Source organism: Polaromonas sp. CF318 (genome assembly GCF_000282655.1).
In the GTDB taxonomy this organism is placed as follows: Bacteria; Pseudomonadota; Gammaproteobacteria; order Burkholderiales; family Burkholderiaceae_C; genus Polaromonas.
Genome location: NZ_AKIV01000006.1, coordinates 1 through 24,437 on the forward strand (window position 1 = coordinate 1; position 24,437 = coordinate 24,437).

The following is a 24,437-nucleotide window of genomic DNA, read 5'->3' on the forward strand; positions in this document are numbered from 1 at the left end:
CGGCAGCCGGCCGCCATACGCCTGAACTATGGCATGCAGCGCGTGCACGGCGGCGGCAACGCGGCCCGCGCCATCGCCTGCCTGCCCGCGCTCACGGGCGCCTGGCGGCATCGCGCCGGCGGCGTGCTGCTGAGCAGCTCCGGCCTGTTCCCGGTGGACAAGGCCGCGCTGCAGCGGCCCGAGCTGCTCAAGGGCCGCCAGCCGCGCACCATCAACATGAGCACCATAGGCAACGCGCTGCTGGCGCCGACGTCAAAGCAGTTCGGCCCGAAGATCGAAGCGCTCATCGTCTACAACAGCAACCCGGTGGCGGTGGCACCCGAGTCCGGCAAGGTGGTGGAGGGTTTCGCGCGCGAAGACCTCTTCACCGTGGTGCTGGAGCATTTCCAGACCGACACCGCCGATTACGCCGACTACATCCTGCCGGCCACCACGCAATTGGAGCACTGGGACGTGCACGGTGCCTATGGCCACACCGACGCGCTGCTGAACCGCCCGGCCATCGCGCCGCTGGGCCAGGCCAAACCCAACACCCAGATCTTTCGCGAGCTGGCGGCCCACATGGGCTTCACCGATCCGTGTTTTTCCGACAGTGACGAGCAGCTGTGCCGCGCGGTGTTCGGCGACAAGGTCGATTTCCAGCAGCTGCTGGACAAGGGTTTTTCCACGCTGGACCTGCCCGACGCGCCTTTTGCCGAGGGCAACTTCCCCACGGCCTCGGGTCGCTGCGAGTTTTTCAGCGCACGGCTGGCGGCCGAAGGCGCCGACGGCCTGCCCGGCCATGTGCCCAACCATGAGGCCGCGGGCAGCTCGGCGCAATTCCCGCTGGCGATGATCTCGCCGCCCGCGCGCAACTTCCTGAACTCCACTTTTGTGAATGTCAAAAGCCTGCGCGACATCGAGGCCGAACCGGTACTGGAAATCCACGCCGACGATGCCGCCGCGCGCGGCATCACCACCGGCGCCATCGTCAAGGTGTTCAACCAGCGCGGCGAATACCGGGTCAAGGCCGAGGTTTCCGCGCGGGCCCGCCCCGGCGTGGTCAACGGCCTGGGCATCTGGTGGCGCAAGCTGGGCCTGGACGGCACCAACGTCAACGAGCTCACCAGCCAGCAGCTGACCGACATGGGCCGCGGCCCGGTGTTTTACGACTGCCTGGTGCAGGTGCAGCGCGAGGCGCAGGCCGCCTGAGCTCGCCGATGAAACGCGGCACGCTGAAACGGACCCTGGCCGTGGCGCTGGCCGCAGCCCTGGGCCTGGCGGGCTGCGCCGACCTGGGCTACTACTGGCAGTCCGTCAGCGGCCATTTGCAGATGCTCAACGCGGCCCGGCCGGTGGATGAGTGGCTGAATGACACGCAGGCCTCCGGGCAGCTCAAAGACCGGCTGGCGCTGTCGCAGCGCATACGCAGCTTCGCCGTGAGCGAACTCAAGCTGCCCGACAACCCCAGCTACCGGCGCTACGCCGACCTGCGCCGCAGCGCCGTCGTGTGGAACGTGGTGGCCGCGCCCGAGTTCTCGCTGACGCTCAAGACCTGGTGTTTCCCGGTCACGGGCTGCGTGGGCTACCGCGGCTACTTCAGCGAAGCCGAGGCGCGCGCCGAGGCCGACCGGCTGAAGGCACAAGGACTGGAAACCAGCGTCTATGGCGTGCCGGCCTATTCCACGCTGGGCTGGATGAACTGGGCCGGCGGCGACCCGCTGCTCAACACCTTTATCGGCTATCCCGAGGGCGAACTGGCGCGGCTGATTTTTCACGAGCTCGCGCACCAGGTGGTCTACGCCAAGGACGACACCATGTTCAATGAGTCCTTCGCCACCGCCGTCGAGCGCATGGGCAGCCAGCGCTGGCTGGACAGCGAGGCCGCCCACGGCAACGATAAAGCCCGCCAGGACTACCTCCAGTTCGACGGCCGGCGCCGGCAGTTCCGCGCGCTGGCGCTGGCCACGCGGCTTGAGCTGACGGCGGTCTACGGGAAAAAGCCGGCGACGGATGCTGAAAAGGCGGAGCAGGCGGCGATGAAGGCCCAGGCGCTCCAGCGCTTTCGCGAGGGTTACGCCGCACTCAAGGCCTCCTGGGGCGGCTTCGCGGGCTACGACCCCTGGGTGGCGCGCGCCAACAACGCGGCTTTCGGTGCGCAGGCCGCCTATGATGAATTGGTGCCCGGCTTCGAGGCGCTGTTCGAGCGCGAGGGCCGCGACTGGCAGCGGTTTTATGATGCCGTCAAAAGCCTGGCCAGCCTTCCCAAGGACGAACGCCGCAAGGCGCTTGAAAACCACACAACGGAAGACCTTGCGCAGGCGCGCAAAACCGGCTTCAAATAAGCAGGCACGCAGGCGAATCGTACGACATGAGCTCACCTGTCTTACGTGCACATGATCGTAAGGCGGTGACCCTGATGCTCCGTCTGTTCGACGACTTTCCAGCCGAGCCGGCTGTACAGGGCCTCGCTGTTCGGCGTGAATAAATAGACCTTGTTGATCCCCATACCGGCAGCCGCCTGAACCACATGTCGCACGAGCGCCGACCCTATCCCCCTATTCCTGTACCCCGGCGCCACATACACACTGGACAGCCAAGGGGACAAGTGGGAGTGGGTAACCGTTCGCAACACCAGGCTGGCCGATCCCAGGAGCTGGTCTTCGCAGACTGCTACAAAGGTCACCGGCAATTCGCCTTGCTGTGCGGATGCCCTTAGCCTTTGCGTACGCTTCTCAACGGTGACCGACGGGTTAAGGTAGCCGAATTGCACCTGGTGCCAAGCGGCCAGCATCGCAAGATGCTGGGGATGGTCAGCGAGATGCGCGATACGCACGGGAGACGTTGCGGGCGTCACGCCAGTTGAACCCAGGCGGCAACGGACATGGGGGGCACGGTCACGGTGTGCTCGTCGCGGCCCTCCAGTTCGCGGATCAGCAACGCATCAACGTCGTGCAGATCTGCATCCGCGCGCCCAAGCTTACGGGCCGTCGGAGTGACCGACCTGACGGCCTCCAGAGGCAGTTCAATCGAACGCGCGCCATACTGAGGAGGCGCTGATGTCTGCACCTGCACATTGCCATACCGTGTCAGGATACTCGGGAGCCTTGCGGCCATGTGCGGGTTGATGCCCGCATCCAGCATGACGTCGCCGATGAAAACAATGGCCTCATGTGTTTGCGGCGAAGCAGGCGGCCAGATGCTGCTGTGTACGCCGCGGAAAAAATCCATTTCCAGAAACGCCATCGTCCCTCCCGGCTTGACCCATCTCGCCACGCGCGCAACGGCGGCCTCGGGACTTGCGACATACAGCAGGAAGTACCTGCCAACAACGGCGTCAAATGTCCGTGCGGGTTCAAAATCGTCCAGGTCGGCCAGCACAAAATTCACATTGCAAAACCCTGCGTCACTGGTGCGCAGTGCGGCCGCATCCAGTTGATCCGGGTCCCTGTCGACCGCGATCACTTCACCGCTGGGTCCCACAAGGCTCGCGAGGAACAACGTCATGTCTCCGCTTGCACAGCCCAGCTCCAGAACCCGGGAGCCGGGCTTGACCCCGGCCCCCGCCAACATAGTCCTGGTAAGCGGCAGTATCGCAAGCGCCTGCATTTTCAACCTGTCGCGCTCTTTTTCACTGCTGTGCAGCGGGTAGCTTTTCATTCCTCTTGGGTCCTGGTTGCTTGTTTGCCATAGTTCGAAGCACAGCAAGGTACCTGACCACGCGCCTGTATCGGCCAGACGCGCATCGGCAAGGTGGCTTCGGCCAAATCGTTGACGACATCCAGTATCCGGCGCGACACACACGCAGCACAGTGTGCGAACTACGGTACCCGGGAATTGCGACCCCGGTAAGCGATACCGTAGGCAAACTGGTTTACGAACATGAACGAGCTAAAAAAGCCCGTATTGCGCGGCCCGGTGTGCAGCTTCCGCCCTCGTTTTGCTACCCAATGCCTTCAAGGCGGCACTCACATGCATTTCAACCGTACGGGGACTCAGGGACAGTGTGCGTGCAATTTGCTTGTCGGTCTGCCCCTGCGCTACCCGTCTTAATACATCGGCCTGCCGCACCGTCAGCCGGAAAACCGGCAAAGGCGCCGCGGCGCCGTGACCGGCCGCAAGGAATTCCAGCACGGCATCGCGCACCTGGGGCCATGCCGGCTCCCCGGCCAAAGGGATGTTGTTGTGCGATTCAACGGGAACAAAACGCGAAGCCGGAATGAGTGCCGCCAGTCTCTTGCCTTCATCCATCGGATACAGGATGTCGTGGCGGGCGTGCAGGATCAGGGAAGGTGTGTCAATGCATTTCGCTCTTGCGCTGAGGTCAAGATCGTAAAACGCACGGACGCTCTGCGCGGCGATGGCGCCAGTCATGCGCTGGCTGACAATGCGATCATGCGCCTCAAGCTGCCCTGCCGAGGCGTCGGGGAAAAATTGCGCCGTGAATATGCGCCGAAAAGTTACTGCGAATTCGCTTCGCCCATCCAGGCCGGACTCGTACACTTGCAACGCTGCCAGGGCATCGTCCCGTTGCGCGGCGGTCAGTTCGCGCTGCAAGCGCCCGCGAACCGCCCCGCCATAAATCACCAGGCGTGACAGCCGGCTCGCATGACGCGCGGCATACTCGATGGCCGCGTACGCCCCGGTGCACGCCGCCATCATGGCAAAGCGGCTCAGGCCTGCCGCATTGACTACCGCTTCAATATCTTCCACCCAAGCATCCAGTGTCATGCGTTCGGGCTTGCGATCCGAAAGCCCGCAGCCCCGCATATCCAGCCTGATCACAGTATGGTGGGCGGCCAGCGCGTCCATCCAGTGTTTGCTGGCGGGCCCAGGCGACGCCAGGTCGTTGTCGGTGTACTGCAGGGTGACCCACAGCACCGGCGGTCCGCGGCCGGTCTCGGCGAAAGCGATGGTCGTTCCGTCGGCGCTTTTACAAAAATGAATGGAATGCGGATGATTCAAACGAGAAAACCGTTAAGAAGAGCAGTATGGCAAGAGCCGTTCACGCCGGGTTTTGCAGGACCCTTTGGGGGGGCGCGCAAACGGCAGCGGAGTCGCACACAAAGGAACGGATCAGCCCAAGTATCACACCACAAACAGCGGTACCGGCGACTCCGGAGGCGGCAGCTTCAGCCTGAAATACCGCATGAACCTGAAGATAAGGCTTCGCGGCGTTTTATGATGCCGTCAAAGAGCGGGCGCGGCTGCCCAAGGATGAGCGCCGCAAAGTCTTGGATAAACACAACACGGAGACCACGAATGGCTGACATCCATATCCAGCGCGACCACACCCTGGGCCTTGCGCAGGCACGCAAGGTTGCCTTCAAATGGGCCGAGCAGGCCGAAGAAAAATTCGACATGGAATGCACTTATGAAGAAGGCAAGACCGAGGACCTGGTCAGCTTCACGCGCTCGGGCGTCAACGGCACGCTGACGGTCACCAAGGACAGCTTTGAACTCCAGGCCAAACTGGGCTTTCTGCTGGGCGCCTTCAAGGATAAGATAGAAACCGAGATCGTGAAAAACCTGGACGCGCTGATCGCCAAAACGCCCGGCAACGCCAAGCCCGCCGCCAAAACAGCCCCGGCCAAAAAGAAAAGCGCCTGAGTCCTCCCGGCCCTGCAGCCCAGGCCAGCCTCTCACCGTGAACTACAACCTCGCCCGCTTCGACCTGGTGTCCGTGCGCCTGGCCGTGGCCTGCGCCCAGACCGGCAGCCTGACCGCGGCGGCGCGCGACTCGCACCTGGCGCTGGCGGCGGCCAGCCGGCGCATACGCGAACTCGAGGACGCCCTGGGCGAAGCCCTGTTCGAGCGCCATGCGCGCGGCCTGCTGCCCACGGCGGCCGGCCGCGTCTTCGTCAAGCACGGCCTGACCCTGCTGCAAACCATGGAACAGCTGGGCGGCGAACTGGCCGACCTGCGGCGCGGCATCGCGCGCCACATACGCCTGTGCGCCAGCAGCGCCGCCATCAGCCAATTCTTGCCGCCGCTGCTCGCGCGCTACGGCGAGCTGCACCCGCAGGTGCACATAGACCTCGAAGAGCAGGTGTCCGAGGCCGTGGTGGCCACGCTCCGCGAAGGCCGGGCCGACGCGGCGGTGTTTGTCGAGGGGCCGGACACCACGGGACTGGACACGCGCCTCTTTCGCGAGGACGAGCTGGTGCTGATACTGCCGGCCGGCCATGCGCTGGCGCGCAGCAAGGCGCCGCTGGCCTTTGTGGATGCGCTCGACGAGGAATGGATCAGCCTGACCGCCGGCGCCGCCATGCTGCAAAAGCAGCAGCAGGCCGCGTTGGCCGCGAACCGCCCGTTGAAATTGCGCATGCAGGTGCGCAGCTTCGACGCGGTATGCCATATGGTGGCCTCGGGCCTGGGCGTGGCCGTGCTGCCCAAGGGCGCCACCTTGCCCCTCATCAAAAGCATGAAGCTGGGCTGGCGGCCGCTGGCCGATGCCTGGGCCAGGCGCCGCCTGCTCGCGGCCACCATGGCCGGCCAGCCAGACGCGGCCATTGCGGCGCTGGTGGACTTTCTGGTGGCGCCCGTCGGGCCCGTGAGGTCGAAAGGCGCCTTGCCTTCGCAAAACGCGAAAGCCAGGGGCCCAAAGCGGTAATGGACGCGACAGGCCCCTGGCGGCACACTGCCGGCCATGGCCTCCACTGAACAACCCCTTCCCACCCCCGCCGCCACCGGCCCGCTTGCCGGCCTCAAGGTGCTGGAACTGGGCCAGCTGATCGCCGGGCCCTTCGCGGCCAAGACGCTGGCGGACTTCGGCGCCGACATCATCAAGATCGAAACACCGGGCGCGGGCGACCCGCTGCGCAAATGGCGTTTGCTGAAAGACGGCACCTCGGTGTGGTGGCAGGTGCAGTCGCGCAACAAGCGCTCGGTGGCGCTGGACCTCAAAAGCCCCGAGGCGCAGGACATCGTGCGCCGGCTGGCGATTGACGCCGACGTGCTGATCGAAAACTTCCGCCCCGGAGCGATGGAAGGCTGGGGCCTGGGCCCCGACGAACTGCTGGCCCTGAACCCGCGCCTCATCATGCTGCGCATCAGCGGCTACGGCCAGACCGGCCCCTATCGCGACAAACCGGGCTTTGGCGTGGTGGCCGAGGCCATGAGCGGCCTGCGCCACCTGACGGCCGAGCCGGGCCGCGTACCGGTGCGCGTGGGCGTGAGCATTGGCGATACGCTGGCCGCGCTGCACGGCGTGATCGGCATCCTGCTGGCCATGCAGGAGCGCCAGCGCTCCGGCAAGGGCCAGGTGATCGACGTGGCACTGTATGAAGCGGTGTTCAACTGCATGGAAAGCCTGCTGCCCGAATACAGCGCGTTCGGCGCGGTGCGCGGCGCGGCCGGCAGCGCCCTGCCCGGCATCGCGCCCAGCAATGCCTACCTGTGCAAGGACGGTGGCTATGCCCTCGTTGCGGGCAACGGCGACAGCATCTTCAAGCGGCTCATGGCCACCATAGGCCGCACCGACCTCGGCAGCGACCCGGCTCTGGCCGACAATGCCGGCCGCGTGGCGCGCGTGGAAGAAATCGACGCGGCCATAGGCGGGTGGACCGCCAGCCTCACGGTGGACGAGGTGCTGGCGGCGCTCGACAAGGTTTCCGTGCCCGCGGGCCGCATCTACACCGTGGCCGACATTGCGGCCGACCCGCACTACCGGGCGCGCGGCATGCTCGACGAGCTGCGCATGGACGACGGCAGCGTCCTGGCCGTGCCCGGCATCGTGCCCAAGCTCTCGCGCACGCCTGGCGGGCATCGCCGCAATGCGCCGCAGGTAGGGCAGGACACCGATACCGTGCTGCGGGAGATGGGCCTTTCCGCCGCACAGATCCAGGCACTCAAGGACAAAGGCATCGTGGCCGGAAAGGATACGGGCGCAGCATGAAAAAACGCATCTTTTTTAACGAGGTCGCCACGCGCGACGGTTTCCAGATCGAACCCACGTTTATCCCGACCGACGACAAGGTTGCGCTGGTCGATGCGCTCAGTGAGTGTGGCTACGCCAAGATAGAAGTGACCTCCTTCACCTCGCCCAAGGCCATTCCCATGCTGCGCGATGCCGAGGAGGTGATGGGCCGCATACACCGCGCGCCCGGCGTGGAATACACGGTGCTGGTGCCCAACCTGCGCGGCGCCGAGCGCGCGCTGGAGTCGCACGCCGACGAGCTCAACCTGGTGATGTCGGTCTCGGAAACCCACAACCTGGCCAATCTGCGCATGCCGCGCGAGAAAAGTTTTGCCGCGCTGTCCGACGTGATCCGCCACGTGGACGGTCGCACGCCCGTCAATATCTCGCTCTCATGCTGCTTTGGCTGTCCCATGGAGGGCGAGGTGGCTGAGGAGGAAGTGCTGCGCTGGAGCGAGCGTTTCGCCGCCTTCGGCGCGGACCGCGTGCGCGGCCTCACGATTTGCGACACCACGGGCATGGCGCATCCGGCGCAAGTCAGTCGCATGGTCGAAGTGCTGCAGCAGCACTTTGCCGGCCTGCAGCTGACGCTGCACTTCCACAACACGCGCGGCATGGGCCTGGCCAATGTGCTGGCCGCGGTGCAGGGCGGCATCACACGTTTCGACGGCTCGCTGGGCGGCCTGGGCGGTTGCCCTTACGCGCCCGGCGCCAGCGGCAACATCAGTAGCGAGGACGCCATCCACATGCTGGACGCCATGGGCTACGACACCGGCATGGACATCGCCAGGCTGCTGGAAGTGGCGCGGCAGATGCCGGCCGTCGTCGGCCATGAAGTGCCCGGCCAGGTCGCGAAGGCCGGCCGCATCACCGACCTGCATGCGCCGCCGCCTTATGTGGCGGAACTTCGGGAGGCATCCAGATGATCAGCCATCTCGACCACCTGGTACTGACCACGTCGGACGAAGCGGCCTGCGTGGACTTTTACACCCGCGTGCTGGGCATGGCCTTGGAAACCTTTACCGGCGGCACGCCGCCCGTGGAGCGCAAGGCCTTTAAATTCGGCAACCAGAAGATCAACCTGCATGTCAAAGGGCGTGAGTTCGAACCCAAGGCCCATTTGCCGGTGCCGGGCGCGCTGGACCTGTGCTTTCTGGCCGGCGTCCCCCTTTCCGAGGTGATGGCCCGACTGGAGCGCGAGCGCTGGCCCGTGATCGAAGGCCCCGTGCTGCGCACCGGCGCGACGCAAAAAATCCGCTCGGTCTATGTCCGCGACCCGGACCTGAACCTCATCGAGATTTCCGAACCCGCCTGAAAACGGCAAACCTAAAACTACGACTGGAGACAAGACCATGACTTTCATTTCCCGCAGGACACTGCTGACCGTCGCCGGGCTCGGCACCGCCGCCTGGCTCAACCCGGTGCGCGCGCAGCTCGCCGGCAAGCCCATCACGCTGGTGGTGCCCACGGCGGCCGGCGGCACCACCGACATCGCGGCGCGCATGCTGGCAGAACCGTTGGGAAAAATTTTGCAGACTTCGGTAGTCGTGGACAACCGCGGCGGCGGCAACGGCAACATCGCCGGCCAGTTAGTGGCGCGCGGCCCGGCCGACGGCAGCAGCCTGCTGGTGCAGTACTCGGGCTACCAGTGCATCACACCGCTGATCCAGCCGGTGCCGGGTTTTGATCCGGCAACCAGCCTCAAACCCCTGGGCCATTTGATCGACGCGCCGCAGCTGCTGGTGGTGCGCGGCAACTTCCCGGCCGACAACTTCGCGGACTTCATCAAGTACGTGAAGGCCAACCCGGGCAAGGTCAACTACGCTTCCAGCGGCAACGGCTCGCTGCAGCACGTGACCACCGAACTGCTCAAGGACCTGACCAGGACTTTCATGGTGCACATCCCCTACCGCGGCACCGGCCCGGCACTGACCGACCTGCTGGCCGGCACGGTGGACTTCACCATCACCACGCCGCCGCCGCTGCTGCCGCACATACGCGCGGGAAAACTCAAGGCGCTGATGGTGACCGGCCGCACGCGCCTGGCCGCCCAGCCCAATGTGCCGACCGCCACCGAGGCTGGTGTGCCGCTGGTGGCCTCCTCGTGGTTCGCGGTCTACGGCCCCACGGGCCTGTCCGCCGACCTGCAGGGCCGGCTCTCGCTGGCGATCAAGCAGGTGGTGGAGTCAGAGAGCTTCAAGAAGCGCGCCGAGGAGCAAGGCGCCAAGGCCGTGGTCATGAGCGGCGCCGAGCTGGCAGCCCTGGGCGACAGCGAACGCAAGATGTGGGGCCGGATCGTGAAGCTGGCCAATATCAAAGCCGACTGAAGCCTTAAAGGGCAACAAAAAAGCGGCACAGCCCTAGCGCAACTTGCGCTGGGGCTGTGCCGCTTTTTTGTTGGTGAAAGCCGGGCGCGCTTAGCTCAGGTCGGCGATCAGGTCGATGTACTGCTGCATCGCATCATCCTGCGACGTGCCCTTGAGACTGTTCCAGGCATCCCACTTGGCACGCGCCACCATGTCGCCGAAGCCGGGTTTCTTGTCGTTGTTGTCGCCGCTGCTGCCCTGCTTGTAGAGCGCGTAAATCTTCAGCAGCGTGGCGTTGTCAGGGCGTTCGCTGAGGTTTTTCGAATCGGCCATGGCTTTGTCGAAGGCGGCTTTCAGGTCTGACATGAGGGATCTCCGTTTTTAGAAGTGGGTCACCAATGACGGTGCTTGGGGTAACTGCCCGGTATCTTAGCGAGGCCGTTCCCGCCAAAATAGGGAACTTACCCCATCCGGGGTGGATTCGCAGCAGTTTTGCATTTGGGAGTGCTCATGGTTACACGCGTTACCGCCCAGGCCGCCGGCCGGAAAGTGGCAAAAAACGTCCAGAAGAACGTCAAGCGGGCCGTCTCGGGAACCCTGGGTATTTCAGGGGAGCGCATGAGCAAGGTCGACACGGCCTGGCTGCGCATGGACAACGACGCCAACCTCATGATGATCGTGGGCGTGTGGCAGCTGGCACCCGGCGTCAGGCACGCGGCGGTCCGCGAACGCATTGAGGGCAGCCTGCTCAAGTACGACCGCTTCAAGCAGCGCGTGATGGAAGACGCGGCCGGCGCCACTTGGGTGATGGACCGCAATTTCGACCTGGCCAACCATGTGGTGGCCGAGAAACTGCCGAAATCGGCCAACCAGGAGCAGGCCCTGCAGGACCGTGTGGCAGCACTGGCCACCCAGCGCCTGGACCCGAAACGCCCGTTGTGGCAGATCCACCTGGTCGAGGACTACACCGGGCCCGACGGCGTCAAGGGCAGCGCCATGATCGTGCGCATCCACCACTGCATCGCCGACGGCATCGCGCTGATTTCGGTGACCATGTCGCTGGTCGACGGCGGTGCGCCGCCGCCCGAGCGGCGCAAGAAGGCGGCGGCCGCCGGCCCGGAAGACTGGATCGCCGACACCCTGCTCAAGCCCTTTACCGACATCACGGTCAAGGCGCTGGGCGCCGTGGGCGAAGGCGCGGCGCGCTCGCTGGGCATGCTGGGCGACCCGAAAAAAGGCATGGAGCAGGGCGTGAGCGGCTCCTTTGACATGGCCAAGGTGCTGTTCCAGTTGCTGTCCGACTCGGCCGCGCTGGCCTTGATGCCCGACGATTCCAAGACCCGGCTCAAGGGCAAGCCCGGCGGCGCCAAAAAAGTGGCCTGGTGCCAGCCGATCCCGCTGGACGAGGTCAAGGCCGTGGGCAAGGCACTCAACTGCTCCATCAACGACGTGCTGCTCAGCTGCGTGGCCGGTGCCCTGGGCGAGTACCTGAAAACCTTCGGCGACGACGTGGCGGGCCAGGAAATCCGTGCCATGGTGCCTGTGAATTTGCGGCCGCTGGACCAGGCGCACAAGCTGGGCAACCGCTTCGGCCTGGTGCCGCTGGTGCTGCCCATAGGCATAGACAATCCTATCGAGCGCGTCTACGAGGTACGCCGCCGCATGGCGGCGCTCAAGGGCAGCTACCAGCCGCTGCTGGCCTTCAGCCTGCTGGCGGTGGCGGGCCTGCTGATCAAGCCGGCCCAGGACATGATGCTCAACCTGTTCGCCAAAAAGACCACAGCGGTCATGACCAATGTGCCGGGCCCGCGCGAAAAGCTCAAGTTCTGCGGCTCCACGCTGGAGCAAAGCATGTTCTGGGTGCCGCAGTCGGGTGACATGGGCCTGGGCGTCTCCATCCTGAGTTACGGCGGCGGCGTGCAGTTCGGCGTGATCACCGACAGCACGCTGTGCCCGGAGCCGCAGCGCATCATTGATGAATTCGTGCCGGAGTTCGCCAAACTGTCCATCGTGACCCTGATGCTGCCCTGGGGAGAGTGAATAGCTCACCCCTGTTGAGGCTCACTTCGTGTAGCCTCCTCTCCCCTTGCAGGGGACGGCGCCTGCGGCCCGGCAAAGCCGGTTCCGCGGCCCCCGCTGGAGCGGGGTTTCGCCGATGCCCTTAAATTTTTAGAGGCCGTTCAGGCTGCAAACCGGCGGGAGGCGATTTCAAGCAGGCCGTCAAAAATCAGGCTGTCCACGAGTTCGAACTTCACCGACATGCTGGGCGCCATCTTCCAGCCCGCGCCGCCGGTCATGATGCATTCGGGTGTCTCGCCGCAGTGGCGCGTGATGTTTTCGACCATGCGCTGGACGGCGCCGGCGATGGCGAAGGTGCCGCCGCTGGTCAGCGCGTCGCTGGTGTTGGTGGGGAAATCGCGCACCTCGCCGGTGGGCACATGCAGGCCGGCTGTGCCGGACTCGAGCGCGCGCAGCATGATGCCGTGGCCCGGCAGGATGATGCCGCCCAGGAATTTTCCGGAGGCGTCTATGGCCTCGACAGTGACCGCCGTGCCCACCATGACGACCACGCAGGGCTTGTGCACGCCGCGCGCCAGCAGGCGGTGCCGCGCCCCTATGATGGCGACCCAGCGGTCGGCGCCCAGGCGGGCCGGATGGTCGTAGCCGTTGCTCACGCCGGCCTCCTGCGGGCTGGAGACCACCCAGCGCGGCGCCACGTCCCAGAGCTCCATCTGCTCGGCCACGCGCCGCTTGATGGCGTCGCCGGCGACGATGCAGCCCAGGATGCGCGAGGGGATGGGCAGGCCGTTCCACTCCTCTTCCGCGAGCCTGTCGATGTTCTCCAGGAACACCGCCCCCTGCGCCAGCAGTTTGGCGCCGGCCGCGGGCGCCTCGTACTGGGCCCATTTCAGGCGGGTGTTACCCACATCAAGCGCTAGGAAGGTCATTTGGCGGATTATGAACAGGTTTGGCGCCGGCCCCCGGCTGCCCGCCTAGGGGTTTCCAGTAGGGTTTGGCGGCAAATACCCGCTCAAATGAGGCCAAACCAGCAGGCGCGCTGGATGGCGGCCAGCTTGTTGTCGACCCTGAGCTTGGTCATGGCATTGGAGAGGTGAAAGTTCACGGTGCGCTCGCTGCAGGCCAGCAGCTCGCCGCTCTCACGCGCCGTCATGCCCTGGAATGCCAGGCTCAGGCACTCGAGTTCGCGCGGGCTCAGCGGGCTGCGCGCCTCGGCCAGCGCGCGCTTGAGCAGCGGCCAGATATTGAGCGCCGACCAAGCCAGCAGGGCCGCCTCGCTGCGGTCGTGCCACTGGCGCGGGCTGAAGAGGTAGCACTCGAAGGCGCGGCCCACGGTGAGCGGAAAGGCGATGCGCACCACGCTCTGGTAGCCGTGGGCCAGCCAGAGCCGGCGCCAGCGTCCCAGGCTCTCGAAAGCCGATTTGGAGATATCCTGCCAGGCCACCAGGGGCGCATCGGAGTCGCGCCAGGGAGCGCCGAAGTCGCGGCTTTCGGCCAGGGCCTCGGCTGCCTCGAGCAGGCGCGGCGGGTGGATGGCCAGCACCAGCCGCTCCTCCTGGCCCGCAAAAGGGTCGGGGCCCAGCACCATCAGGGCCTCGACGGAAAATTCGCGCAGGGCGCACAGCCAGTCGCTGATGACGCCATCGAGGCTCACGCTGTCAAAGTTGGCAGGTAATAGCATTAGCTTGACGGAAAAAGAACCGGGACAATACAGTCACATGTCAAATGCATCATCAGTCAGGTTCCCTGTTGTGCTGGAGAGATCTTTAAAGTGAGGAGCGCCCGCTTCCATGCGTGGCTGGCGCAGCGCCCCTTGCTCCAGTGGCTGCGCGAGGAGCTGGTACTCGCCCCGCTGGAGCCCATTTTGCATCCATCGCCGCGGCGTCTGTGGTGGCTGGGGCTTTCTTTTTTTTCGGGCAATGCCCTGTTCGCCTGGATCTGGTCGGCCTGGCTGCCCCAGCCCTACGAAAACCTGCCCCTGCGCGTGATGGCCAGCCTGCTGGGCTACAGCCTGATGACGCGGCGCGTGAATCACGACCCGAGCAGCCGCCTGGCGCAAAGGGTGTTCGGCCTGGTGTTCTGGGTGGAACTGCCGGTGCTGTTCAGCTGGATGTACCTGTGCAACAGCGGCAGCACGGTGTGGCTGGCCACCATGGCGGCCATGGTGCTGATCTACTACCACGTGACGGACTGGCGCCTGGCCACGCTGGGCACCATCACGGGAGGCCTGCTGGCCTTCGGGGCCTTCATGGCCATCGGGCCCGCGGTTCCCCTGCTGCCGCCGGAGCAGCGCGCCGTCCACGCCGTGGTCTTCGCCTTTGCCTGGTCGATCGCGCTGGTGCTCAACCTGTCCTCGGCGAACCTGCGGCGCGAGCAGCTCTCCAGCACGCTGACCACCATAGGCATCATGGCCCATGAACTTCGCACGCCGCTGTCGACGGCGGCCCTGCTGGGTGACGCGATCCAGCTGGAGGTGCAGCGCCAGCCCGACAACCCGCGCGCGCAGCAGCTGGACAAGCTGGCACTGCGCCTGCACGCCCTGGTGCGCAACATGAACCACCAGATCGACACCCAGATCGCCAACGCCAAGCTGCTGCAGCTGCCGCGCTACACCGAGCGGGTCTGGGCCAGCAAGGTGGTGCAGGACGTTGTGGTGGCCTATCCCTACCAGTCGAGCCGCCAGCGCGACTGTGTCAAGGTCATCATTCATGACGATTTCAGTTTCCGTTCTTCCGCCACCCAGTTTTCCCAGGTGCTGGACAATCTGATCAAGAACGCCCTGCACTCCCTGATGGCGGCCGACTCGAAATACCCGGCCGGCGCGCTGCGCATCGAGGTGGGCCATTCGCTGCATCGCGGCCGCATTATCGTGGCGGACGAGGGCATGGGCATAGACGCCGCCTTGCTGCCGCAGATTTTTAAACCTTTTTTCTCCAGCAACCGCGGCACCGGTCACGGCCTGGGTTTGGCGTTTTGCCAGCAAGTGGTACAAAGTGCAGGCGGCAACATTCACGTGAAATCCGAGTTTGCCGTGGGCGCCGTTTTTACCATTGAACTGCCGATAGCGCCCTGATGCCCTTGATAGCCTGTTTGCGATTGTGTATGACTGCTTTTGACAACCCACCCTAAAACGACAAACATGTCCTTTGCACTCTACCGCCGACCGGGAGGCGTGGTCTTTCTGGACGACGACCCGGACTACCTCGAAATGCTGGCCGAGGTCATGCCGCTGGACTGGTATGTGCGCCTGTTCCTGCGGCCCGTGGCCTGCATAGACCTGCTGCTCAAGGAGCCGGCGCGCTGGGAAGCGGATGCCTGGCGCCAGCAGGAAATCATCAACCGCTGGCGCGAGGGCTCGGCCCTGATCCCGCAAATCCTGCAATATTGGCGCGAAGACGGCACGGCGCGCTTTGCGCTCACCCAGGTCTGCGTGGTCGACTACTCGATGCCGGCGATGAGCGGGCTGCGGGTGCTCAGCGAGCTGACGGGCTGGTCCGGCGCGCGCGTGCTGCTGACCGGGCGCGCCGATGAGCAGCTTGCCGTGTCGGCCTTCAACCGCGGGCTGATCGAGCAGTTCATCCCCAAGCAGTCGCCCGAAATCCGGCTGCGCCTGACCGACGCCGTCCAGGCGCTGCTGCGCCAGCCCGACGGGCGACACCAGCAGACCTGGCGCTCCACGCTGTCGCGCGAGCAGCACGCCCTGCTGTGCGAGCCCACGATCGCCCAGGAGCTGGAAAACCTGGCACTGCGCCAGGGCTGGATAGAGCATGTGGTGATAGGCGCGCCTTTCGGCGTGCTGGCGCTGGACCGCAAGGGCAGCGCCAGCTGGCTGCAACTGGAGCCGGCGGCCAACCTGCGCGAACTCGCGGAGATCGCCGAGTCCCAGGGCTGGGATGCGGCCACCGTGCAGGACGTGGCTGCGGGCAAAAAACTCATAGACCTCGAGCTGCAGCTGGCGCTGGGCGCCGGCCAGAAGCCGCAGCCGCGCCAGGCCTTCACCATCGCCTCGGGCACGGCCGTGCTGCACGCCGCGCTGTTCAGCGTCGGCGAGACCTTCAGCCCGGGCTTTATGACCAGCCACGAGCGCTTTATCGCCACCTCCGGCGAACGGCAACTGCAAGACTAGAGGCCTATGCCTCGGCCTGGCCGGCCCGGGCGCGCCGCGCGATCGGCCAGTCCCAGGGCTTGACGATGGGCGCGATCTCGCGGGCCACGCCTTCCACATGCTCCAGCTCCGATTCGGTCAGGCCGGCGTTCAGCGTCATGCGCATCATGGCGCGCTTGGCGCTGGTGGCCGGCGCGCAGAACATCGAGGAAAACACATTGCGCTCCTCCAGCCTGTCGCGCAGCACCATGGTGTCGCTTTCCGAGCCGACTTCCAGCGCGATGATCTGCTGGCTGCCCTGGTGGATGGGGTAGCCGAGCTCGCTCAGCGAGGCGCGCAGCCGGCGCGTGTTCGCGTGCAGGCGCTTGCGCGCGTCATCGCTGTTCCGGATCAGCTCCAGCGTCGCGGCCAGGCCCGCGATCTCGTGCGGCAGCAGGCTGGAGCTGAAGATGTTGGGAAAACTCGAGCACAGGATGTAGTAGCGCATATGGGCCGGCGCCGTGAAAAAGCCGGCGCGGCCCGCGAAAGCCTTGGCCAGGCTGGCGGTGATGAAGTGCACGCGGTCCGTCAGGCCCAGCTCGGCGCACAGGCCTGCGCCCTGCGGGCCGTGCGTGCCCAGCGAGTGCGACTCGTCGACCAGCATCATGCAGCCGTGCGCCTCCGCCACATCCACAATCTCCACCAGCGGGGAGACGGCGCCCGTGGTGCTGTACACCGAGTCCACCACCACGATGCCGGGGCCGTTGCGGGCGATCATGCGCGCCAGGTGGGCCGGATCGTTGTGGCGGAAAGCGAAGGCCGGCGCGCGCGCCGCGTGGGCGCCTTCCCACAGCGAGGCATGGGCCAGGGTGTCCAGGTAGACCGGCGTCTGCGCGTCGGCAATCGCCTGCAGCAGGCCGACATTGGCCGCGTAGCCCGACTGGCAGATGAAGCCGTCGTCCTTGCCGACCCAGGCGGCCAGGGCCGTCTCCAGGGCATGCGTGGGGTGCTGGTTCAGATGAAAGACGCCGGACTGCACCACGAACTCCTGCGCCTTGCGCAAGGACTCGACCTGGGCATGCACGATCTGCGGGTGGCCCGTCACGCTGAGGTAGTCGTTGCCGTCCAGGCGTATGGCATTGGAGTCGGGCGTGCGGCCGTGGAGCATGAATTTCCCGCCCCATTGCTGGTCCCAGCGCGGCTTGAAGTCGCGCGCGATGCGCTGGCTCAGCTGGGCCCCCAGGGCGGGATTGATGGGCGCCTTGACGGCGGGTGGAAGTTCGCGTTCGAGTACTTGCATGGGGAGCTCCGTTAGAAAGAGGAACCCCCATTGAAAGCGCTCAAACAAATTGATACGTGTTATCCCCTGTCAGAACTAACAGGGGTCACCCCCATACACCAAATTTCAGCAAAAGTAATGTGAACTATTCACTTCATTTTTCCCGGACCCCCACCCCATTGCCTTATATGACGAAGTTACAAAAGGTACGGCTCTTTCCTGGGCACCGGGGATATTTCGGGTATTTTTCACCCCTGCTTCCACGGCAGGCCCTGCAAACGCCAGCCGCCTTTGCGGCCGCGCTGTCCCTGTTCGTCGGCGTCGCCCTCAAAGCCCTCCAGAATGTTATAGGCCTCCAGGCCCAGTTCCGCCGCGCGTTTGGCGGCCGCCACCGAACGCACACCGCTGCGGCATAGCAGCACGGCTTTCTTGCCCGCGGGCACAGCCGCCTTCAGCCCCTCATCAAAGCCCGCATTCATGGCCATGCCCGGCCATTGCTTCCAGGCCAGCGGCACGGCGCCGGGCACATAGCCCACCCATTCGCGCTCGGCATCGGTGCGCACGTCCACCAGCACCGCCTGGCCCGACTGCACCCATTCAAACGCCAGGCGCGCGGGGATGTCCCCGGCATAGCCGGCGGCCGGCCGGACTTGGAGCGGGGGGCCGGCGTTCGCCGCGGTAGAGCTTGTCATGTCATTGCCTGTCATGGAAAGAAGAAGAAGAAGAAGGAAAAAAGAAAGCGTCCTGGCAAGTTTATGCCCGGGACGCGGCCCGCGGCAACAGCGGGGAGAAAGCGCGGCAGGCACAATCACAGCGGCAAGCCCGCCCACCGCAGACCGGAGACATCAATGCCGACCCCCCGCACAGACCCGCCTCTTTTCCCCGACACCGCGGCCGGCAAGGCGGACCTCAAGGCCCTGGCCCGGCTGCTGGCCCGGTGGCAGCCACCGCAAACCGGCATGGACGGCCAGCCGCCGTCCGGCAAAAAAGCCGGCAGGCCCTGGGCGCTGGCCGACCTGGACCCGGCCGCCAAGCCTTTCTCCAGCGGCGACAAGCAGCGCGACAAAGCCATCGTCGACACCCTGGCGGCGGAGCTCGACGAGTTGCAAAACCTGTTCTACGCCGACAAGCGCTTCAAGCTGCTGGTCATCCTGCAGGGCACCGACACCGCCGGCAAGGACGGCACCCTGCGCGGCGTGTTCGGCCGCATCAGCCCGCTGGGCGTGCACACGGTGAGCTGGCGGGCGCCCAACGAGGCGGAGCGCGCCCACGACTACCTGTGGCGCATCCACCAGCAGGTACCGGCGGCCGGCGAGATCACCCTCTTCAACCGCAGCCACTATGAGGACGTGCTGGTGCCGCCCGTCAAGGGCTGGATCACGCCGGCGCAGACGGCCCAACGCTTGCGCCACATCAACGACTTCGAGCGCCTGCTCGCGCAGACCGGCACCGTGGTGCTCAAGTTCATGCTGCACATCAGCCGCAACGAGCAGCGAGAGCGCCTGCAGGCGCGGCTGGACGACCCGACCAAGCAGTGGAAGTTCAACCTCGACGACCTGGAGGCGCGCAAGCAGTGGAAGCAGTACCAGCAGGCTTACGAGGACCTGCTGCGCGCCACCAGCACGCCCTGGGCGCCGTGGACCGTGGTGCCCGCCGACTCCAAAACCCATCGCAACCTGATGATCGCCACCGTCGTGCGCGCCACCCTGGTGCAACTGGGCCTGCGCTTTCCGCCCGGCGATCCCGCGTTGAAAGACGTGAAGGTCCGCTGAGATTGAGGGCCGCCGCGCGATTCCCGCCCGGACTGCAAAAACAGTTTCACCCGCATCAGGGGTAATCGAAAGGCCAATCGCCGCCCTCGTTGGTGGAAACCCTCTTTGTAAGCCTTGGGCAAGACGGAATGATGAGTGTTCTTAGTGTTCGTATGTTTTCCAACAACAGGAGACAGTCATGACCGAGAGCAAAAGCCCCCGCAGGCGCGGCCTGCTGAAAGGCGCCGCGATTGCCGCGGGCGCCCTGTCCGCCCCCATGGTCGCCATGGCGCAGACAACGTCCTTTCGCTTCCAGAGCACCTGGCCGGCCAAGGACATCTTCCATGAATACGCCAACGACTTCGCCAAGAAAGTCAACGACATGGCCGGCGGCCGCCTCAAGATAGAGGTGCTGCCTTCCGGCGCGGTGGTGCCGGCTTTCCAGTTGCTGGAAGCCGTGAACAAGGGCACGCTGGACGGCGGCCACGGCGTGGTGGCCTACCACTACGGCAAGAACAACGCCCTGGCGCTATGGGGCTCGGGCCCGGCCTTCGGCATGGACCCGAACATGGTCCTGTCCTGGCACAACTACGGCGGCGGCAAGGCCCTGCTCGAGGAAATCTACAAGGCCATCGGCATGGACGTGGTGTCCTACCTGTACGGCCCCATGCCCACGCAGCCGCTGGGCTGGTTCAAGAAGCCCATCGCCAAGGTGGCCGACATGAAGGGCCTGAAGTTCCGCACCGTGGGCCTGTCTGTCGACATCTTCACCGCCATGGGCACCTCGGTGAACCCGCTGCCCGGCAGCGAAATCGTGCCGGCGCTGGACCGCGGCCTGATCGACGCGGCCGAGTTCAACAACGCCAGCTCCGACCGCGTGCTCGGTTTCCCGGACGTGGTCAAGAACTGCATGCTGCAGAGCTTTCACCAGAGCGGCGAGCAGTTCGAGATCCTGTTCAACAAGTCCAAGTACAACGCGCTGCCGGCCGAACTCAAGGCCATCATCGACTACGGCGTGCAGGCCGCCAGCGCCGACATGAGCTGGAAGGCCATAGACCGCAACTCCACCGACTACGCCGAGATGAAGAAGCAGGGCATCAAGTTCTACAAGACGCCCGACGCCGTGCTCAAGGCGCAGTTGGAAGCCTGGGACAAGATCATCGAGGACAAGGCCCAGGCCAACCCGCTGTTCAAGAAGGTGATCGACTCGCAGAAGGCCTACGCCGCGCGCACCATCCCCTGGCAGAACGACTATATGGTCGACTTCAAGATGGCCTACAACCATTCCTTCGCCAAGAAGAAGGCCTGACCCCGCCAATCCCGGGGCCAAGCCGGCCAGCCCTCCTCCCCTGGACGGCTGGCCTTTTTGATGGGCACATCACACCAACATGAATACGCAAAAAATCCTGCACACCGCCGACCACATCAGCACCTGGGTCGGCAAGGCGGCCGCCTGGCTTATCGTGGTGCTGATGCTGGTCGTCTGCGCGGAGGTTTTCAAGCGCTACGCGCTCAACGCGCCCACCGCCTGGATCTTCGACGTCAACAACATGCTCTACGGCACGCTGTTCATGCTGGGCGGCGCCTACACGCTGGCGCATGACGGCCATGTGCGCGGCGACTTCTTCTACGGGTCCATGAAACCTCGCACCCAGGCCTGGCTGGACCTGGTGCTCTACATCGTCTTTTTCCTGCCCGGCATCGCGGCGCTGACCTGGGCCGGCTGGACCTACTTCAACGAATCCCTGGCCATGCGCGAGCAGACCTTCAACGCCACCCCCATCCCGCTGTATCCCTTCAAGTTTGTGATCCCGATGGCAGGCGCCATCGTGCTGATGCAGGGGCTGTCCGAAATCCTGCGCTGCATCGTCTGCATACGCACAGGCGCCTGGACGCCGCGGCTGCAGGACGCGCAGGAATCCGACGTGGTCGCGCAGCAGCTGGCCGGCAGCGAGTTCGTCGACGAGGAAGCGCGGCGCCTGGCGATCGAGCAGTCCCGCACGGTGAAAGGCTGATCATGAGCAATGCTGTACTCGGCATGACCATGCTCGGCCTCATCGTGGTCGTCATCATGATGGGCTTTCCCACGGCGTTCACGTTGATGGGCCTGGGCATGGTGTTCGGCTTCATCGCCTTCTACGACCCGGCCGCCCATTTCTGGGACAACAGGATCTTCGACCTGATGGTGCAGCGCGCCTTCGGCGCCATGACCAACGAGACACTGCTGTCGATACCGCTGTTCGTGCTGATGGGCTATGTGATGGAGCGCGGCGCGCTGGTGGACAAGATGTTCCACAGCGTGCAGCTGGCGTTCCGCAGCGTGCCGGGTTCGCTGGCCGTCACCACGCTGATCATCTGTACCTTCTGGGGCATCGCCAGCGGACTGGTGGGCGCGGTCGTGGTGCTGATGGGCGTGATCGCCATGCGGCCCATGCTCAATGCCGGCTACGACACGCGGCTGGCGGCCGGCGTGATCACCGCCGGTGGCACGCTGGGCATCCTGATCCCGCCCTCGGTGATGATCATCGTGTATGCGGCCGTCGCCGGCCAGTCAGTGGTCAAGCTGTATGCCGCGGCGATGTTCCCCGGCTTCTTCCTGGCCCTGCTCTACCTGGTCTACATCGTCGGCTGGGTCATGCTCAACCCCAAGATCGCGCCCAAGCTGCCGCCGGAGCAGAGCCGCGCGCCCGTGCCGCCCTGGCTGCAGCAGGTGACCACCGCGTATTCGCGCAGGGCGCTGCCGGCGCTGGCCATGGCCGCCGCGGCTCCCGGCAAAGCACTGCAGGCGGGCGCCCAGGTCAGCCGCGGCTTTTTGCTGCGCAGCCTGGGCACCGCCCTGGTGCCGCTGGCCTTCGTGCTGGTGACCTTAGGCGGGACCTGGTGGTACGTGGTGATTCATTCGCAGGCCGACAACAACGCCCAGGTGGCGGCCGCGCGCGCCGCCAAGGCCGCGGCGCCGGCGGGCGGCGGCCTGCAAGCGCCCGCCACCACCGGCGGAGTCCAGGAGCCGACGGATACCGGCGTGAAGGAGCCGCCAGCGGAAGGCGCACTCAAGGAGCCGCCCGCGGAAGAAGGACTCAAAGAGCCTCCTGGCGACACGGTGGCCAAAGAGCCGGCCGAAGCCGGCGGCCTGCAGGCGCCGCCGGGGTCGGAGGATGCGAAGCCGCCAGCCGCGGCGGCGGCCGACGCGCCGCTGCGGGAAATCGGCGAGCCCTCGGGCTCGGGGCCGCAGACCGCGCCCGTTCCCGAATCGTTCTACACGGGCTTTGCCATTGCCTGCCTGCTGGCGGCAGGCCTGCTGCTGTGGTACTACCGGCGCTTCGACGCCGAGCAGTTCGAGATCCTGCGCATGCTGGTGAGTTCGGTCATGCCGCTGACCCTGCTGACCGTCGTGGTGCTGGGCGTCATCCTGTTCGGCATCACAACAGCCACCGAATCCGCGGCCGTAGGCGCGGCCGGCGCCTTCCTGATGGCCTGGCATGCCGGCACGCTGGACTTCCAGAAGATCAAGGAAGCGGTGTTCCTGACCTGCAAGACCACCTCCATGGTCTGCTGGCTGTTCGTCGGCTCGGCGCTGTTTTCGGCAGTGTTCGCCCTGCTGGGCGGCCAGCGCGTGGTCGAGGAATGGGTGCTCTCGATGGATCTCACGCCGCTGCAGTTCCTGCTGCTGTCGCAGGCCATCATCTTCATCCTGGGCTGGCCGCTCGAATGGACCGAGATCATCGTGATCTTCGTGCCCATCTTCCTGCCGCTACTGCAGCATTTCCAGATCGACCCCATCCTCTGGGGCGTGCTGGTTTTCGTCAACCTGCAGGCGGCCTTCCTGTCGCCGCCGGTCGCGATGTCGGCCTTCTACCTCAAGGGGGTGTCGCCGCCGCATGTCACCATCAACCAGATCTTCGCCGGCATGATGCCTTACATGCTGATCGTGATCCTGTGCATGGTCTTTATGTATATCTGGCCGGGCCTGACGCTCTGGCTGCCCAAATACCTGTACGGGTAACCAGCCCGGGGCCACTCAAGCCCCGGCTTCACGCAAAAAGGGCGCCCCGCGGCGCCCTTTTTCCTGGGCGCCGCCATACCCAGGGCGCACACTTGATCGGCTCCTGTTAAGCGGCTAAGATTGACGTTTACGTAAACGTCAATTCAACACGCCACAGGCACAGGCGGCCCCCGCCGCTTACGGAGACACCCATGACCGACATGTCCGCTGAATACAAAGCGCTCGCCAGCTACCGCCCCACACACAAGGTGCGCTTCATCACGGCGGCCAGCCTGTTCGACGGGCACGACGCGGCCATCAACATCATGCGGCGCATCCTGCAAAGCATGGGCGCCGAAGTCATCCACCTGGGCCACAACCGCAGCGTCGACGAGGTCGTGACCGCCGCCCTGCAGGAAGACGCCCAGGGTATCGCCATCAGTTCCTACCAGGGCGGGCATGTCGAGTACTTCAAGTACATGGTCGACCTGCTCAAAAGCCGCGGCGGCGAGCACATCCAGGTGTTCGGCGGCGGCGGCGGCGTGATCGTACCGCCCGAGATCCGCGAGCTGCATGCCTACGGCGTCACCCGCATCTACAGCCCCGAAGACGGCCAGAAGATGGGCCTGGCCGGCATGATCGGCGAGATGGTCATGCGCTGCGACAAAGACCTGACCGGCTTCGCGCCGAAAAACGTCAAGGCCATTGAAGGCCATGGCGAGATGAACTGGCGGGCCCTGGCCCAGTTGATCACCGCGCTTGAGAATGGGAAGGCGGATGCCGCTTTGGTTGACACAGTCCGTACGAAGGCCGCCACCTGCAAGATACCTGTGCTCGGCATCACCGGCACCGGCGGCGCCGGCAAGTCCTCGCTGACTGACGAACTCATCCGCCGCCTGCGCCTGGACCAGAACGACAAACTGCGCGTGGCCGTCATCAGCATAGACCCCTCGCGCCGCAAGAGCGGCGGTGCCCTGCTCGGTGACCGCATCCGCATGAACGCGATCAACCCCTGGACTGTGCCGCTGGCCGGGCAAAAGAATGCCGACAGCGGGCAACGTGTCTTCATGCGCAGCCTGGCCACGCGTGACTTCGGTTCGGAAATCAGCCAGGCCTTGC

Annotated in this window: 24 protein-coding genes; 16 read left to right on the forward strand and 8 right to left on the reverse strand. The window is 65.3% G+C overall.

Annotated elements, in window-relative coordinates; all coding sequences use genetic code 11:
• Both PMI15_RS00630 and PMI15_RS00635 read left to right on the forward strand, forming a co-directional pair.
• The coding region (locus PMI15_RS00630) for a molybdopterin-dependent oxidoreductase (RefSeq protein ID WP_007862539.1) at positions 1–1,191 on the forward strand (1,191 nt) is incomplete at its 5' end.
• 8 nt (positions 1,192–1,199) lie between these two features.
• Entirely contained in the window at positions 1,200–2,324 is a 1,125-nt protein-coding gene (locus PMI15_RS00635) for an aminopeptidase (RefSeq protein WP_007862541.1), read from the forward strand.
• Positions 2,325–2,365: 41 nt separating this feature from the next.
• Here PMI15_RS00635 and PMI15_RS00640 read toward each other — a convergent pair whose 3' ends face one another.
• The 3 genes from PMI15_RS00640 to PMI15_RS00650 all read right to left on the reverse strand — a co-directional run bounded on the left by PMI15_RS00640 (position 2,366) and on the right by PMI15_RS00650 (position 4,944).
• On the reverse strand, positions 2,366–2,836 hold the full coding sequence (locus tag PMI15_RS00640) for a GNAT family N-acetyltransferase (RefSeq protein WP_036836961.1): 471 nt from the start codon (positions 2,834–2,836) through the stop codon (positions 2,366–2,368).
• Complete coding sequence (locus tag PMI15_RS23855) at positions 2,833–3,639, reverse strand: methyltransferase domain-containing protein (RefSeq protein WP_007862545.1); 807 nt, start codon at positions 3,637–3,639, stop codon at positions 2,833–2,835. The genes PMI15_RS00640 and PMI15_RS23855 overlap by 4 nt, the downstream gene beginning before the upstream one ends.
• Before the next feature lie 231 nt (positions 3,640–3,870).
• Positions 3,871–4,944, reverse strand: coding sequence for an alpha/beta fold hydrolase (locus PMI15_RS00650; protein ID WP_036836964.1), 1,074 nt, complete (start codon positions 4,942–4,944; stop codon positions 3,871–3,873).
• 297 nt (positions 4,945–5,241) lie between these two features.
• Here PMI15_RS00650 and PMI15_RS00655 point away from each other — a divergent pair, with 297 nt between their 5' ends.
• From PMI15_RS00655 to PMI15_RS00680, 6 genes are read left to right on the forward strand one after another with little or no spacing between them, the layout of a single operon-like run.
• Positions 5,242–5,589, forward strand: a complete 348-nt coding sequence (locus tag PMI15_RS00655; protein WP_007862548.1) for a polyhydroxyalkanoic acid system family protein — start codon at positions 5,242–5,244, stop codon at positions 5,587–5,589.
• A 37-nt stretch (positions 5,590–5,626) separates the two neighbouring features.
• On the forward strand, positions 5,627–6,592 hold the full coding sequence (locus tag PMI15_RS00660) for a LysR family transcriptional regulator (RefSeq protein WP_007862550.1): 966 nt from the start codon (positions 5,627–5,629) through the stop codon (positions 6,590–6,592).
• Positions 6,593–6,628: 36 nt separating this feature from the next.
• Entirely contained in the window at positions 6,629–7,876 is a 1,248-nt protein-coding gene (locus PMI15_RS00665; protein ID WP_007862552.1) for a CaiB/BaiF CoA-transferase family protein, read from the forward strand.
• Positions 7,873–8,823: a hydroxymethylglutaryl-CoA lyase gene (locus tag PMI15_RS00670; RefSeq protein WP_007862555.1), complete on the forward strand. Its 951-nt coding sequence runs from the start codon at positions 7,873–7,875 to the stop codon at positions 8,821–8,823. The genes PMI15_RS00665 and PMI15_RS00670 overlap by 4 nt, the downstream gene beginning before the upstream one ends.
• Complete coding sequence (locus tag PMI15_RS00675; RefSeq protein WP_007862557.1) at positions 8,820–9,212, forward strand: VOC family protein; 393 nt, start codon at positions 8,820–8,822, stop codon at positions 9,210–9,212. The genes PMI15_RS00670 and PMI15_RS00675 overlap by 4 nt, the downstream gene beginning before the upstream one ends.
• A 37-nt stretch (positions 9,213–9,249) precedes the next feature.
• Complete coding sequence (locus tag PMI15_RS00680) at positions 9,250–10,224, forward strand: tripartite tricarboxylate transporter substrate binding protein (protein WP_007862559.1); 975 nt, start codon at positions 9,250–9,252, stop codon at positions 10,222–10,224.
• Positions 10,225–10,314: 90 nt separating this feature from the next.
• On the opposite strand, the gene PMI15_RS00685 is transcribed toward PMI15_RS00680, so the two are convergent.
• On the reverse strand, positions 10,315–10,569 hold the full coding sequence (locus tag PMI15_RS00685) for an acyl-CoA-binding protein (RefSeq protein ID WP_007862560.1): 255 nt from the start codon (positions 10,567–10,569) through the stop codon (positions 10,315–10,317).
• Between the two features lie 144 nt (positions 10,570–10,713).
• Here PMI15_RS00685 and PMI15_RS00690 point away from each other — a divergent pair, with 144 nt between their 5' ends.
• Complete coding sequence (locus PMI15_RS00690) at positions 10,714–12,243, forward strand: wax ester/triacylglycerol synthase family O-acyltransferase (protein WP_007862562.1); 1,530 nt, start codon at positions 10,714–10,716, stop codon at positions 12,241–12,243.
• 140 nt (positions 12,244–12,383) lie between these two features.
• Here PMI15_RS00690 and PMI15_RS00695 read toward each other — a convergent pair whose 3' ends face one another.
• Positions 12,384–13,151: a type III pantothenate kinase gene (locus PMI15_RS00695; RefSeq protein ID WP_007862574.1), complete on the reverse strand. Its 768-nt coding sequence runs from the start codon at positions 13,149–13,151 to the stop codon at positions 12,384–12,386.
• Between the two features lie 83 nt (positions 13,152–13,234).
• Positions 13,235–13,876 (reverse strand): helix-turn-helix transcriptional regulator, encoded by a 642-nt coding sequence (locus tag PMI15_RS00700; RefSeq protein ID WP_238541055.1) that lies wholly within the window; start codon positions 13,874–13,876, stop codon positions 13,235–13,237.
• A 117-nt stretch (positions 13,877–13,993) separates the two neighbouring features.
• On the opposite strand from PMI15_RS00700, the gene PMI15_RS00705 reads away from it, so the two are divergent.
• On the forward strand, positions 13,994–15,295 hold the full coding sequence (locus tag PMI15_RS00705; RefSeq protein WP_007862576.1) for a sensor histidine kinase KdpD: 1,302 nt from the start codon (positions 13,994–13,996) through the stop codon (positions 15,293–15,295).
• Between the two features lie 66 nt (positions 15,296–15,361).
• Positions 15,362–16,348, forward strand: coding sequence for a response regulator (locus PMI15_RS00710; RefSeq protein ID WP_007862577.1), 987 nt, complete (start codon positions 15,362–15,364; stop codon positions 16,346–16,348).
• A 4-nt stretch (positions 16,349–16,352) separates the two neighbouring features.
• Here the strand turns inward: PMI15_RS00710 and cqsA are convergent, their stop codons facing one another.
• Together cqsA and PMI15_RS00720 are read right to left on the reverse strand one after the other, a co-directional pair.
• Complete coding sequence (gene cqsA / locus PMI15_RS00715; protein WP_007862578.1) at positions 16,353–17,606, reverse strand: alpha-hydroxyketone-type quorum-sensing autoinducer synthase; 1,254 nt, start codon at positions 17,604–17,606, stop codon at positions 16,353–16,355.
• Positions 17,607–17,833: 227 nt separating this feature from the next.
• On the reverse strand, positions 17,834–18,277 hold the full coding sequence (locus PMI15_RS00720) for a rhodanese-like domain-containing protein (RefSeq protein ID WP_007862579.1): 444 nt from the start codon (positions 18,275–18,277) through the stop codon (positions 17,834–17,836).
• Between the two features lie 156 nt (positions 18,278–18,433).
• On the opposite strand from PMI15_RS00720, the gene PMI15_RS00725 reads away from it, so the two are divergent.
• The 5 genes from PMI15_RS00725 to PMI15_RS00745 all read left to right on the forward strand — a co-directional run.
• Positions 18,434–19,357 carry a polyphosphate--nucleotide phosphotransferase gene (locus PMI15_RS00725; RefSeq protein ID WP_007862580.1) on the forward strand — a complete coding sequence of 308 codons (924 nt, stop codon included), beginning with the start codon at positions 18,434–18,436 and terminating at the stop codon, positions 19,355–19,357.
• A 178-nt stretch (positions 19,358–19,535) separates the two neighbouring features.
• Positions 19,536–20,645, forward strand: coding sequence for a TRAP transporter substrate-binding protein (locus tag PMI15_RS00730; RefSeq protein ID WP_007862581.1), 1,110 nt, complete (start codon positions 19,536–19,538; stop codon positions 20,643–20,645).
• A 79-nt stretch (positions 20,646–20,724) separates the two neighbouring features.
• Positions 20,725–21,351 (forward strand): TRAP transporter small permease subunit, encoded by a 627-nt coding sequence (locus PMI15_RS00735; RefSeq protein WP_007862582.1) that lies wholly within the window; start codon positions 20,725–20,727, stop codon positions 21,349–21,351.
• A gap of 2 nt (positions 21,352–21,353) precedes the next feature.
• On the forward strand, positions 21,354–23,339 hold the full coding sequence (locus PMI15_RS00740; RefSeq protein ID WP_007862584.1) for a TRAP transporter large permease subunit: 1,986 nt from the start codon (positions 21,354–21,356) through the stop codon (positions 23,337–23,339).
• Between the two features lie 191 nt (positions 23,340–23,530).
• Positions 23,531–24,437, forward strand: a 907-nt coding sequence (locus PMI15_RS00745; protein ID WP_007862586.1) for a cobalamin-dependent protein, incomplete at its 3' end; no start/stop codon positions are given.